Origin of the sequence: Kocuria sp. HSID17590 (genome assembly GCF_003989485.1) — a bacterium.
Lineage (GTDB): Bacteria > Actinomycetota > Actinomycetes > Actinomycetales > Micrococcaceae > Kocuria > Kocuria salsicia.
Window position 1 is genome coordinate 28,725 of sequence record NZ_RBMB01000014.1, and the last position, 13,518, is coordinate 42,242.

Annotated in this window: 8 protein-coding genes; 4 read left to right on the plus strand and 4 right to left on the minus strand. The window is 72.0% G+C overall.

Annotated elements, in window-relative coordinates; translation table 11 throughout:
* Window positions 1-94 precede the first annotated feature (94 nt).
* From D8M39_RS06555 to D8M39_RS06565, 3 genes are read left to right on the plus strand one after another with little or no spacing between them, the layout of a single operon-like run.
* A complete protein-coding gene (locus D8M39_RS06555) occupies window positions 95-490 on the plus strand; it encodes a hypothetical protein (protein WP_126874670.1) in 396 nt (131 codons plus the stop codon).
* A gap of 3 nt (window positions 491-493) precedes the next feature.
* On the plus strand, window positions 494-1,216 hold the full coding sequence (locus tag D8M39_RS06560) for a molybdenum cofactor guanylyltransferase (RefSeq protein WP_238693986.1): 723 nt from the start codon (window positions 494-496) through the stop codon (window positions 1,214-1,216).
* Between the two features lie 19 nt (window positions 1,217-1,235).
* Window positions 1,236-2,630: a molybdopterin molybdotransferase MoeA gene (locus D8M39_RS06565; RefSeq protein WP_238693987.1), complete on the plus strand. Its 1,395-nt coding sequence runs from the start codon at window positions 1,236-1,238 to the stop codon at window positions 2,628-2,630.
* A gap of 142 nt (window positions 2,631-2,772) precedes the next feature.
* Here the strand turns inward: D8M39_RS06565 and D8M39_RS06570 are convergent, their stop codons facing one another.
* On the minus strand, window positions 2,773-3,354 hold the full coding sequence (locus D8M39_RS06570; RefSeq protein WP_126874671.1) for a TIGR00730 family Rossman fold protein: 582 nt from the start codon (window positions 3,352-3,354) through the stop codon (window positions 2,773-2,775).
* Between the two features lie 193 nt (window positions 3,355-3,547).
* On the minus strand, window positions 3,548-4,051 hold the full coding sequence (locus D8M39_RS06575; protein ID WP_055084085.1) for a DUF456 domain-containing protein: 504 nt from the start codon (window positions 4,049-4,051) through the stop codon (window positions 3,548-3,550).
* A gap of 193 nt (window positions 4,052-4,244) precedes the next feature.
* On the opposite strand from D8M39_RS06575, the gene D8M39_RS06580 reads away from it, so the two are divergent.
* Window positions 4,245-7,262, plus strand: coding sequence for a multicopper oxidase domain-containing protein (locus D8M39_RS06580; protein WP_238693988.1), 3,018 nt, complete (start codon window positions 4,245-4,247; stop codon window positions 7,260-7,262).
* Between the two features lie 79 nt (window positions 7,263-7,341).
* Here the strand turns inward: D8M39_RS06580 and D8M39_RS06585 are convergent, their stop codons facing one another.
* Both D8M39_RS06585 and D8M39_RS06590 read right to left on the minus strand, forming a co-directional pair.
* Complete coding sequence (locus D8M39_RS06585) at window positions 7,342-8,073, minus strand: LysM domain-containing protein (RefSeq protein WP_094393451.1); 732 nt, start codon at window positions 8,071-8,073, stop codon at window positions 7,342-7,344.
* 193 nt (window positions 8,074-8,266) lie between these two features.
* A complete protein-coding gene (locus D8M39_RS06590; protein ID WP_126874673.1) occupies window positions 8,267-13,276 on the minus strand; it encodes an NAD-glutamate dehydrogenase in 5,010 nt (1,669 codons plus the stop codon).
* Between the last annotated feature and the right edge of the window lie 242 nt (window positions 13,277-13,518).

The window sequence follows — 13,518 nt, forward strand, 5'->3', positions numbered from 1 at the left end:
CCGACGGCGCGGCGCCCCGGCCCCGCAGCGCCGTCGAACCGTCCGCCCGGACGCCGTCGGGCCGTCTCCGCCGCCGCCCCTAGACTGGTGTGTCATGAAGTCGATCGTCGCGCCCCTCCTGCTCGTGGTCACCGCGGCCGTCCAGGCCATGGGGGTCTACCCGTACGTCCAGGACGGCATCACGCTCGCCGGGCAGCTGCTGTTCCCCATCCTCTTCGCGCTGGGCGCCGCCTACCTCGCGCGCAAGGGCCGCCCGGGGGTCTTCGGCACGGCCCACATGCTGGTGACGATCCTCGCCGCGGTCCTGCTGGTGCTCTCCCTGGTGGGCATGAGCCAGCGGATCCCCTCGCTGTACCCCACGATGATCCTGTACTACATCGCGTTCGTCCTGCTGGCCGTCGAGTGCGGCCTGCGGATCGCGGGCCTGCCCAAGAAGCCGCGCCCCGCGGACGAGGACCTCGAGCTCGACGACGCCGAGTCCACCCTCTGAGCCGTGGTCACCCCCGGCTCCGGTTCCGTTCCCGGTTCCCTGCCAGACCCCGCGTCAGAACGGGCCTGGCACGACGCCGCTGACGCCGGCACAGGGGACGACGGAGCAGCAGACAGTGCCCCCGGCGTCGAGATCCTCACGCGCTTCGACAGCATCGTGGTGGCCGGCGGCCGCTCCTCCCGGCTGGGCGGGACGCCCAAGGCCGGACTCCCGCTGCGGGGCTCCACGCTGCTGGCGCACACCGTCGAGTCTGTGCGCCCGTTCGGCACCGTGGTGGTCGTGGGGCCGGAGGACCAGCCGTTGCCCGAGGACGTGCTCCGCACCCGCGAGGACCCGCCCTTCTCCGGCCCGGCGGCGGCAATTGCGGCCGGAGCCGCCCGCCTCTCCCCCGTGGCCGCACGGGCCGCCTGGACCGCGGTGCTCGCGTGCGACATGCCCTCGGTGGACCGCGCACTGCCGGCGCTGTGCGCGGAGGCGGCCAGGGCGGCGTCGTCGACGTCCTCCTCGGACGGAATGATCGCCGTCTCCGCCGAGGGGCGCCGCGAGAACCTGGCCGTACTGGTGCGCACGGAAGCCCTGGACCGCGCGCTCGACGCCGCGCCCACGACCGACGCGCCAGTGCGCTCCGTCTGGCGGCACCTGGACCTGACCGAGACGCCGGTGCCGGAGGACAGCACTGCGGACGTGGACACGTGGGATGATGTTCACAGGCTCGATCTGCACTGAATCAGCATGCTGAGGAGACATGATGCCCGGCCTTCCGCACCCGCACGACCCCGCCGCCCGCGAGGAGCACGAGCAGCACGGGGCCCACCAGGACACCGCCGCCCCCACCGTGAACTGGGCGCAGTGGGACGAGGCCCGGCGCATCGCCTACGGGCTCCCCCAGACGCTGCCCGAGATCCTGCTGCCGCTCGCGCAGTGCCAGGACGAGATCCTCGCCGAGTCCGTGACCGCCGAGATGCCCGTGCCGCACTACGCCTCCGCCGCCGCGGACGGCTGGGCCGTGGCCGGGGACGGCCCGTGGCGCATCCGCACCCCGCAGCCCGCAGAGACCGACGAGCGCCTGCTGCTGACCCTGCCCCCGGAGAAGCGGATGCTGCCCGTGGTGGAGATCGCGGCGGGCGAGGCCACCCACGTGAACACCGGCGACGCCGTCCCCTTCGGCACCACCGCGCTGCTGGAGGCCCACCGGGGGCACGTGGTCCCCGCGGACCCCTCCGTGGAGGTGCCGGCCGGCACCGAGCACGGCCGCAAGGCGGAGGAGGGAGACACCCTCGAGGACGCCACCCCCGCCGCTCCCCTGGTGAAGAACCAGGACGTGCGCGCCGTGGGCGAGGAGATCGAGCAGGGGGACCTGCTGCTGCGCGCCGGGCGCAAGCTCAACCCCGTGCACCTGGGACTCGCCGCGAGCGCCGGGCACGACATGCTCCCGGTACGACGCCGCCCGCGCGTCACCGTGCTGCTCGGCTTCGCCAACGTGGTGGAGGACGGCATCCCCGGCCCGGGCGAGGTGCGCGACTCCCTCGGCCTGCAGCTGCCCGCCGTGCTGCACGAGCTGGGGGCGAACGTGGACCAGGTCCGTCGCGTGGCCGACGGCGCGCAGGGCACGGTCAACGCGCTGACGGAGTCCCCCATGGGAGCGAACTCGCTCCTGGACGCCCGCGCGGAGATCGTGGTCACCACGGGCGGCACCGGCCACGGCGAGGACGACCACGTCCGCCAGGCGCTCGAGGAGCTGGGCGCACACCTCGTCCTCGACGGTGTGGCCCAGGAGCCCGCGCACGGCGTGATCCTCGCCAAGCTGCCCGACGACGGGCCCGTGGTGCTCGCCCTGCCCGGTTCACCGCTGTCCGCGATGACGGGTCTGCTCACCGTGGGCCACGCCCTGATCTGCGGCGCCACCGGGGACGCCCTGCCCGCCACCCGGCGCGTCACCGCCGGTGCGGCGCTCGGACCCACCGGCAGCACCCGCGTGATCCCCGCCTACCTGCAGGACGGGCGGGTCATCCCCGAGCCCGCGGTGGGCCCGGCGATGCTCTCTGGACTCGCCCACGCGGATGTCCTCCTGGTAGTCCCGGAGGACGGCATGCACGCCGGCCAGGACATGGAGGTCATCCCGCTGCCCTGGCGGGTGTGACCGGCGCGGCGACGTCGTCGCCTCGCCCTGCCGCCGCAGCCGCTGCAAAAACTCAGCAGGTGCCATTTCGGGCTCCCCGGACGGCACTTGCTGAGTTTTTGCAGGGGTGGTTCTCGGGGGTGGGGGTGCCCGGGGTGGTTGCTCAGCGCCACTTCGGGGCGGGCGGCTGCCACCCGCTCAAGCGGGGCAGGACGTCGTCGGGGCCGTCGGCGACCACCAGCATCTCCCGGTCCTCGGGGCGCACGAAGCCCTCGGTGACCATGTGGTCGAGCATGTCCAGCAGCGGCTGCCAGAACCGGCGCCCGCACAGGCCCACCGGCTTCGCATGTACGCCGAGCTGCTGCCAGGTCCACGCCTCGAAGAACTCGTCCAGGGTCCCTCCGCCGCCGGGCAGGGCGATGAACGCGTCCGCCAGGTCCGCCATGCGCTGCTTGCGCTCGTGCATGGTACGCACCACCTCCAGCTCGCTCAGGCCCGGGTGCGCGATCTCCCCGGAGACCAGGTGCTCGGGCATCACGCCCACCACGCGGCCGCCCGCGTCGAGAGCACCGTCCGCCACGGCACCCATGAGCCCCACCTTGCCGCCGCCGTAGACCACGGTGACTCCGGCGTGGGCGAGCGTGGCTCCGAGGGTCCGGGCCAGCTGCGCGTACTCGGGCGAGGCGCCATCCTTCGCTCCGGTGAACACGGCCACGGAACGGATGACGGATGAGGTTGCAGTCATGCGGGCCACCCTACCGAGGGGCTCGCACCATCACGGAAGCGCACGTCACTGCCCACTCCGTCGAAAGAGCGCCACCCACCGCCGCCCACTCCATCAAAAGTGCAGCTCTTGACGTCTGGGGCCCGCGAAACGTCAAAAGCTGCACTAAAAATGCGCGGGACGGTGGCGCAGCGACAAGGCAGGGAGCGCCGGGCTACGCGTGCGTGGCGAAGAATATGATCGCCCCGACGATGAACGTGAGCGAGGCCAGCAGCGCGCAGGAGAGCTCCACCAGCATGCCCAGCCCCATGGCCTTCGCGGCGATCCACGAGGTCTCCAGCGCGGTGGTCAGGTTCCTGTTCCGCACGGTCTCCGAGAGCAGCAGACCCACCACGAAGCCGATGAGCAGCCCCACCACGGGGATCACGAACATGCCGACCACCGCACCGACCACCCCGAAGAGCAGCGTGCGGTTGGGAATGGCCCGGCGTTTCAGGGTGCTGCCCGTCATCACGAGGCTCGCGGACATCCCCGCCACGAGCAGGGTGCCGCCCAGTGCGAGCACCACCCACCCCTCCGGGGCACGCACCACGAACGCCCAGATGAGCAGCCCCACCAGGGCCGTGAGGGAGCCGGGCAGCACCGGGACCACGATTCCCACGCAGCCCACGACGATCAGGAGGACGGCCACCACGGTGGCGATGATCTCTGCGGTCACGCAGTCATCGTACGGGCCCGCCCCGGTGAGTCCCGGCCACTCTGCCCGACAGCACCGTCGGCACACACCAGCCGGGGCCGACGACGGGGCTGGTCCCTTTCCGCCCAACGACGTCGTCGCCGCCGTCACCGCCCCGGCGCCGCACCCCGGCCTAAAATGGCATGGAAGAAGCCACTTAAGGATCGGATGCACCGTGCCCTCCCCCGCAGCCACTGAGCGCCCCACCGCCGCGAAGCCCCGTCGCGGGAGGTCCTGGCACCGCACCGCGGGAAAGCCGGTGCGGTGGTGGCTGGTGGCGCTGGTGGTGGTGATCGGGGTGCACCGGTGGATCCCCGAGACCCGCTGGCTCATGGTCCACATGGTCACGCTGGGGCTGATCACCACGTCCATCATGGTGTGGTCCCAGCACTTCACCGAGGCGCTGCTGCACCACAAGCTCCCGGACACGGACCGCCCGCGGCAGATCGTGCGCATCTACGGGGTCACGGCGGGCACGGTGCTGCTGATCGCGGGCATGCTGGGCGGCTGGTGGTGGCTGACGGTCGTGGCAGCCACGGTGATCGGGGCGATGCTCACATGGCACGGTCTCGCCCTGCTGCGTCAGCTGCGCGAGGCCCTGCCCGCGCGCTTCGGGATCACGGTGCGGTGGTACGCCACGGCATCCTTCTTCCTCCCCGTGGGTGCGATCTTCGGCGCGATCCTGGCCCGTGACCTCCCCGCCGAGTGGCACGCGCGGCTGCTGCTGGCCCACCAGGCCGTCAACGTCCTGGGCTTCGTGGGCCTCACGGTCTCCGCCACGCTCCTCACGCTGTGGCCCACCATCCTGCGCACCCGCATGCGCGACGACGCCGTACGGCTCTCCCGGATCGCCCTGCCCCTGATGGCCGCGGGCAGCCTGCTCAGCGCCCTCTTCGCGCTGACCGGCCACCCCGTGCTGACCGCCGCCGGGCTCGCGCTCTACACCGTGGGCGCCGCGCTGGTCGGCGTCCTCATGCTGCGCACCGCCCGACGACGCCGCCCCGAGGGATACATGGGCTGGTCCCTGGCCTCGGGCGTCGCGTGGCTCGTCGTCACCTCCGCCCTCGCGGCCTGGCTCGTGGCGACCCGCGGCCTGGAGACCTCGGTCGCGCAGACCCTGACCGTCCCGTTCGTGGCCGGGTTCCTGGTGCAGACGCTGTTCGGGGCCATGAGCTACATCCTGCCGTCCACCATGGGCGGCGGACCCGCCACCGTGCGCGCCTCGCTGGCGGCGATGAACCGGGCGGGCGTCTACCGCGCCACGGTCGCCAACCTCTGCATCGCCCTGTTCGCTCTGCCCGCGGGCGTCCTGCCCTCGTGGGTCCGCGCGCTGGTCTCCATTGTGGGCGCGGTGGTGCTCGCGGCCTTCATCCCCCTGATGATCTCCTCCGCCAAGGTCTCGGTGGCCGCACGACGCCGCATGGTCGCCGAACGCGCCGCTCGGGCCTCCTCCTCCGACGACGACGCCGCACCGCACGCGGCTGCCTCACCGTCCCGTCCCGGGCAGGCCGGGTCGGTGCCGACGCCCAGCTCCTCGGGCGAGGCGGTGCCAGCGAACGCGGGGCACGGCGGGAGCTCGTCCCGGACCGTCACCACCCGAGGGGACGTCGAGGGCTCGACGATGGGGCAGGGCGTGGCGTCGTCGGTTCCCGCGGGGCACGGTGGGGGCTCGTCCCGGGGCGCCTCCACCCAGCGGGAGGGTGACGGCTCCGCGAGACGACAGAGCGCCGCGTCGTCGTCGGCGGGCGGGGTCTCCCCACTCACGCAGCTGCTGGCCGGGGTGCTCACGGTGGTGCTCGCGGTGGCGGCGGGGATCGCCATCGCTCCCCAGTCCGCGGGCTTCTCGCTCTCGGGCGGCGGGGGATCCGCCGCGGAGGGCACCGGGGAGACCACCGAGGTGACGATGCATGCCCGCGAGGACATGCGTTTCGACCCCTCCGAGATCCGTGTGCCCCGGGGCAACCGGCTGGTCATCACCCTGGTCAACGAGGACCCCTCGATGGTGCACGACCTCGTCTTCGCCAACGGCGCGACCTCCGGACGGCTCGATCCCGGAGCCACCGCCACGGTGGACGTGGGAGTCGTGACCGATCCCCTGGACGGGTGGTGCTCGGTGATCGGGCACCGCTCCATGGGCATGACCGTGAACGTGGTCCCCGTGGACGAGAACGGCCAGGCGGTGTCCGGCGACGGAACGCACGACCACTCGTCGGCTGCGGGCGGCGCGGCAGGCTCGGGCACCGCTGCCGGTTCGGAGGCGGATCCCGCGCAGTCGGCAGACCTGAATGCCGCCCCGGGGAAGGGTTTCACCACCCGCTCCCCGGTGCTGGAACCGGCTTCCGAGGAGACCGTGCACCGCGTGACGCTGGACGTCCAGGAGGTGGCCCGCGAGGTGGCGCCCGGCGTCACGATGGACGCGTGGACCTACAACGGCCAGTACATGGGACCCACGCTGCGGGGAAAGGTGGGTGACACGTTCGAGGTCACCCTGGAGAACCACGGATCCATGGGCCACTCGGTGGACTTCCACGCCGGGGACGTCTCCCCGGACGAGCCCATGCGCACGATCGCCCCGGGCGAGTCGCTGGTCTACCGCTTCAAGGCCCAGCGCTCCGGGATCTGGCTCTACCACTGCTCGTCCATGCCCATGAGCACGCATGTCGCCGCGGGCATGTTCGGTGCGGTGGTCATCGACCCGCCGGACCTGCCGGCCGTGGACCGCGAGTACCTGCTCGTGCAGAACGAGACCTACCTCTCCGCCCCGGACGAGAACCAGCCGGACGTGCCGGAGGGCGCGGGCGCCGTCGTCGACCCGGAGAAGATCAAGACCGGGCAGCCCACGTTCACGATGTTCAACGGCCACGCCACCCAGTACATGCACGCGCCGTTGACCGCCCGCCCGGACGAGCGCGTGCGGATCTGGGTGCTCGCGGCCGGACCGTCCATGGGGCTGAGCTTCCACGTGGTGGGCGGGCAGTTCGACACCGTCTACAAGGAGGGCGCCTACCAGCTCACCCCGTCCGCCACGAACAACCCCGGTGGAACGGGCGGCGCCCAGGCCCTGGACCTCGCCTCGGCGCAGGGCGGGTTTGTGGAGCTGAGCTTCCCCGAGGCGGGCACCTACACGTTCGTGAACCACTCCTTCGCGGAAGCGGAACGTGGCGCGAAGGGCCTCATCCGCGTGGCGGGCTGAGCGACGGCGCGGCACACGGCCCCGCGGCGTCGCACCACTCGGTGCAGACGCCGCGGGGCCGCTGAGTCCTCTCAGGCGATCACACCTGCGGGATGGTGATGACCTGTCCCGCGCGGATGGTGTGCAGCGAGATCCGGTCCCGGTTCGCCTGGTACAGCTGCGCCACGGTCACGCCCGAGCGCTGCGCGATGGAGCCGAGGGTGTCCCCGGGCTGCACGGTGTACTGCCCCGCACCGATCGTCCCGGTGCCGTTGTCGACGGGCGCGAAGCCGGAGCCTCCCGCACCGTTGGCTGCACCGGAGCCGCCCGCGCCGGAACCACCGGCCGCGCCGCCGCCCGAACCGTTCGCACCGCCGGCTGCCGAACCGTCCGAAGCCCCGCCCGATCCGTCGGACCCCGCGGCACCGCCAGCAGCCCCGCCCGCGGCGGAACCGCCCTGACCGGATCCGTCACCGGAGGCACTCGAACCGTCCTGCGAACCGCTGCCCGCGGCTCCGCCTGCCTGGCCGGAGCCGTCGGAGGTCGCCCCGCCGGCTGCGCCGTCGCCCGCCGCGCCCGAGGCCCCGTCAGAGGGGCCATCCGACGCCCCGTTGGACGCCCCCGCCGAGGCACCGTCGGAAGCGCCGCCCGATGCCCCGTCCGAAGCCCCTGCCGATGCCTGTCCGCTCGCCGCCCCGGAGGCGGCAGACGACGAGGCGGACGCCGTGCCCGAAGCCGCGTCGTCGGCGTCGCCACCCTGACTGCACCCGGTGAGCACGAGCGCACCCGCCACGGCGAGCGGTGCGAGTCCCTTGAGGATCCTCTGGTTCATGTTCTCTCCCAACGCCGAGGGCGGCCCGAGCGGCCACCCGGTGTGATACCCGTCACGCTACCGCATGGACGTGGCGAAGCCCGGGCGGCGGCTCGTCGAACCACCACCCGGGCTTCCACCGGAACGCGCCCCGCAGCGTCACCCTGCGGCCTCACCCCGCGACGTCGGCGCCCGCCGGGTCACGCCGCCGCGATCAGTCCGTCAGCGCACCGCGCAGGGTCCGCAGCGCCACGGACAGTGCCGCGAGCTCGGAGCCGAAGTCGTCGGTGTCGGACATGGACTCGATCTCGTCGAGCACCTCGCGCAGCCGCTCGAGCCGGTCCGCGTTCTCCTGCTCCCACGCACGGACCTTCTCGGAGGCGTCCGCGCCCGGCGTCTCGAGCACCTGCGCGGCGATCGAGACGAGGGTCGCGTAGAGGTCCTCGCGCATCGCGATCCGCGCCATGTTCTCCCACCGCGTGGTCTGCGGCAGCGCGCTGATGCGGTTGAGCAGGTTCTCGAGCCCGTAGCGGTCGTAGAGCGTGAAGTACACGCGCGCGACCATCTGCACGCTCACACCGTCCTCGTTCGTGGCGGCGAGGGCCTCCCGGGACGACGACGCCGCGCCGTCGGGTCCCGTGCCCACCTCGCCCTCGGGGCCGGTGAGGCCCTGGGACTCCGCGAGCCGGGCGACGTCGAGCAGGGCGTAGGCGTCGAGCAGCTCGGCCCACTCCACGGCGAGGTCCCGGGGCACGCCCTGCCGCTCGGCCAGCTCGGCCTCGGCGCGGGTGCGCTCCTGGGACTCGGTGCTCATCAGCTGCTCGGTCCCGAAGCGCATGCGCACCACGGGCCGGTAGGTGTTCACGAGCTCCTGGATGTCCGAGTCCGCGATCTGACGGTGCAGGAACCACCGGACCACGCGGTCCAGCAGCCGGCGCATCCTCAGGGACATCCGGTTCCACAGCTCCAGCGGCACGTCCGCGCCCAGGTGGGCGTGCTGGTTCGCGTAGTCCCGCAGCTCGAAGATCTCCATGGCCGCCACGAAGGCGCGCGCCATGTCCGCGAGGTCCGCGCCGGAGTCGTCCACCACGCGGTACGCGAAGGCGATGCCGCCGTAGTTGACGATCTGGTTGGCCACGACCGTGGAGATGATCTCCTTGCGCAGCGGGTGGGTCTCCAGCTCGTCCCCGAAGCGCTCCCGGATCTGCGCCGGGAAGTACTGCGAGAGCGTGCCGTGGAACCACGGGTCCTCCGCGAGGTCGCTGTCCACGAGCGCCTTGGTGAGCTGGATCTTCGAGTACGCCGTCAGCACGGAGAGCTCCGGGCCCGTGAGGGGCTCGTTCTGCGTGGCGCGGTCCCGCAGCTGCTCGTCCGAGGGCAGGAACTCCAGCTCCCGGTTGAGGTCCGCGGTCTCCTCGAGCCAGTGCATGAGCCGGATGAACGTCTCGGTGAACTCGACGCCGCGGGCGCGCTCGGTGGTCAGCAGCACGTTCTGCGCCACGTTGGTGCGCAGCACGAGCTCGGCCACCTCGTCCGTCATGGACTCGATGAACTCGGCGCGCTCCTCCGGGGAGAGCAGCCCGGCCTGGACCATGCCGTCCACGAGGATCTTGATGTTCACCTCGCGGTCGGAGGACTCCACGCCGCCGGAGTTGTCGATCGCGTCCGTGTTGACCAGCACCCCGTTCAGCGCGGCCTCGATGCGGCCCAGCTGGGTGAGCCCCAGGTTGCCGCCCTCGCCCACGACCTTCACGCGCAGGTCCTCGCCGTTGACGCGGATGGCGTCGTTGGCCTTGTCCCCGACCTCCTGGTTGGTCTCCGAGGAGGCCTTCACGTAGGTGCCGATGCCACCGTTGTAGAGCAGGTCAGCCGGGGCCAGCAGCACGCGGCGCACCAGCTCCTGCGGGCTCAGGGAGTCCACGCCGTCCTCGATGCCCAGCGCCTCGCGCACCTGCGGGGTGATGGGGATCGACTTGTCCTGGCGCGAGTACACCCCGCCGCCCTCGGAGATCACGCTGCGGTCGAAGTCCTGCCACGAGGTCCGCCCCGCGGTGAACAGCCGCTCCCGCTCCTTGTACGACGCCGCGGCGTCCGGGGTGGGGTCCAGGAAGACGTCCCGGTGGTCGAACGCGGCGATCAGGTGGATGTGCTCGGAGAGCAGCATGCCGTTGCCGAACACGTCACCGGACATGTCTCCCACGCCCACCACGGTGAACGCCTCGGACTGGGTGTCCACGCCGAGCTCGAAGAAGTGGCGCTTCACGGACTCCCACGCACCGCGGGCGGTGATGCCCATGGCCTTGTGGTCGTAGCCCACCGAGCCGCCGGAGGCGAACGCGTCCCCGAGCCAGAAGCCGCGCTCCAGGGAGATCGCGTTGGCGGTGTCCGAGAACGCGGCGGTGCCCTTGTCCGCGGCAACCACCAGGTAGGAGTCGTCCCCGTCGCGGCGCACCACGCCCTCGGGGTGCACCACGGTGTCCCCGGCATCAGAGTCCGTGGCGTCGTCCACCTCGGTGTCCCGCTCGATGTCGTCCGTGAGGTCCAGCAGCGAGGCGATGAACAGCTTGTACGCCTCCCGGCCCTCCGTCAGCCACGCCTCGCGGTCCGCCTGCGGGTCCGGCAGCTGCTTGGGGAAGAAGCCGCCCTTGGCACCCGTGGGCACGATGACGGCGTTCTTGACCATCTGCGCCTTCACGAGCCCGAGCACCTCCGTGCGGAAGTCCTCGCGGCGGTCGGACCAGCGCAGCCCGCCGCGGGCCACCTGGCCGAAGCGCAGGTGCGTGCCCTCCACGCGCGGGGACCAGACCCAGATCTCGTAGGCCGGGCGGGGCTGGGGTGCGGCCGGGATGGCCCCGGGGTCCAGCTTGAACGCCATGGTGGGCCGCTGCTGGAACACGTTCGTGCGCAGGGTCGCGGAGACCACGTCCGCGAGCGCGCGGAACAGGCGGTCCGCGTCCAGGCTCGGGACGTCGTCCAGCACGGCGCCCAGGCGCTCGAGTGCCGCGTCCCGCGCGGCCTCGCGGGCGGCGTCGTCGTCCCCGAAGCGCTGCGGGTCGAAGCTCGCCGAGAACAGCTCGGAGATCTCCGCGGTGGCCTCCGTGTAGGCCACGAGGGTGTCCGCGATGTACTCGAAGGAGTTGGAGTAGCCGAGCTGCAGCAGGTAGCGCACGTACGCGCGCAGCACCGCCACGGAGCGCCAGCCCATGCGCTCGGTGAGCACCAGGCGGTCCAGGCTGTCCGACTCGGAGCGCCCGGAGAGCACCGCGCACAGGGTGTCCTCGATCAGGTCCTCGGTCTTGGCGTCCTCGGGGCCCGCCGGGTCCACGCCCGCGGGCAGCTCCACGCCGAAGTCGTAGAGCTGGAACTCGCGCCCGTCCGCCGGGGTCACCGTGTAGGGGCGCTGGCCCAGCACGCGCAGGCCCAGGTTGTGCAGCAGGGGCAGCAGCTCCGTCAGGGACAGCGCCTGCGTGAGGTAGATGTTCAGCCGCACCTGGCCGCCGGTCTCGGCCACCCGGACCTCAGCGGGCAGGTCACTGTCACGGCCCCACAGCTCCTCGCAGCGCCGCAGGTCCTGGATGGCCTCCTCGATCTCGTAGTCCTCGCGGTACGAGCCGGGGAACGCCTCCGCCCACACCGGGCTCAGGGACAGCGCGTGCTCGGCGTCGAACTCCAGGCCGATGGCCCGGTCCAGGGACTCCGGCCAGGAGCGCACCGCCGCGCGCAGCCGGGACTCGAGCTCCTCGTGGTCGAACTCGCGCACCTCGCCCGTGTAGGGCAGGCGGATCCGGAAGAACACGCGGGCCAGAGAGGAGGACGTCAGGCGCACCTCGAAGTCGATGGCCTCGGCGTCGAAGGCCTCGAAGAGCTGGGCCTCGATGCGCTGGCGTACGGACGTGTTGTACCGGTCACGGGGCAGGTAGACCACCGCGGACATGAAGCGCCCGAAGGTGTCCTGGCGCAGGAACAGCCGGGTCTGGCGGCGCTCGTTGAGCCCGAGCACCCCGCTGGCGGTCTCGTAGAGCTCCTCCGCGGACATGTGGAAGAGCTCGTCCCGCGGGTAGTCCTCGATGATGCCCATGAGGTCGCGGGCGGAGTGCGAGTCCGGCAGGAAGCCGAAGTCCCGGACCACCCGCTCCACCTTCTCCTTCACCAGCGGCGTGAGCTGGGCGGGCACCGAGTACGCGTGGCGGGAGAACAGCCCCAGGATCAGGTACTCGCCGTTCACCTCACCGTCCTGGCCGAACGTGCGCACCCCGATGTAGTCCAGGTACTCCCGGCGGTGGATCGAGGAACGCCGGTTCGCCTTGGTCACGAAGACCACCTGGTGGTCCCGCGCGTGGAGGCTGCCCAGGCCCGTGAGCCGCTGGGCGTGGCCCTCCTGGCCGCGCTCGCGCAGCAGGCCGAGGCCGGTGTCCGGGCGGGAGTGCAGCACGGCGTCGTCGCCGTCCGACTCGAGGTCGTAGCGCTTGATGCCCATGAAGACGAAATTGCCGTCCCGCAGCCACTCGAGGAAGTCCTTGGCGGCCTGGACGTCCGGCAGCTGCGAGCCGTCCGGGAAAGTGAGCTCCTCGAGGGGGTCCAGCGACGCCGCAATCACCCCGGCCTCTTGCAGCATGGCCACCTGGTCCTCGGACACCCGAGTCACGTCCGCCACGAGCTTCTCGATGTGGCGCTGCAGCTCTCCACGCGCGGACTCGTCCAGCGAGCGGTGCAGCTCCATGCGGATCCAGGACTCCACGGCAATCTGGGTGTCCCCGCCCGCCGCGGCTTCCCCCACCAGGTCCCGGGTCAACGGGATGGCCGTGGTGTCGCCGGAGGAGACTGCGGAGATGTTGGGCACGCGCTCCAGTGCGGTGAGCTCGTGCGAGGCGGCGTCCCGCGAGGCCAGCAGCAAGGGGTGCAGCACGAGCTCCGCGCCGCCCCAGTTCGCCGCGATCTCCGTGGTCAGCGTGGAGACCAGGAACGGCATGTCCGTGGTGACCATGTACAGCACCGTCTGGCCGTGGTCCTCCCGGACCTGGATGCACAGGCGGTCCGAACCACGGACCCGCCCCACCTCGCGGTGGGTCTCCGCTCGCTCGGTGAGCACCTGCACGTCCGCGCCCGCCACGTCCGCGTCCGGCACGGAGCGGTAGTACTCGTTGATCCACGACTGCGCGCCTCTCCACTGCGGTCGCGTCCACACTGTGGGGATGACCTGTGTGGTGTCTGGAGGAGGGGTCACTGCTGCATCACGCCTTTTGACTCGTCGAGTTGGTGGTAACTCCACGGCGTGGCACGTGACGCCCGGTCGGGCACCACGGACGGCGCACACGGGACCGCTGCCGGGCCCCGTCCGTCCGTCTCGCTCACGGCCACACTGCCGCATACGCCCCTAACCCTAGGGCCCCGGGAGCACGCGGGCCAGGAAGCGGGTCCGGCGGGCACCTGCATTGCAGAGACCTACACTCTTCCGGGCGCCGATTT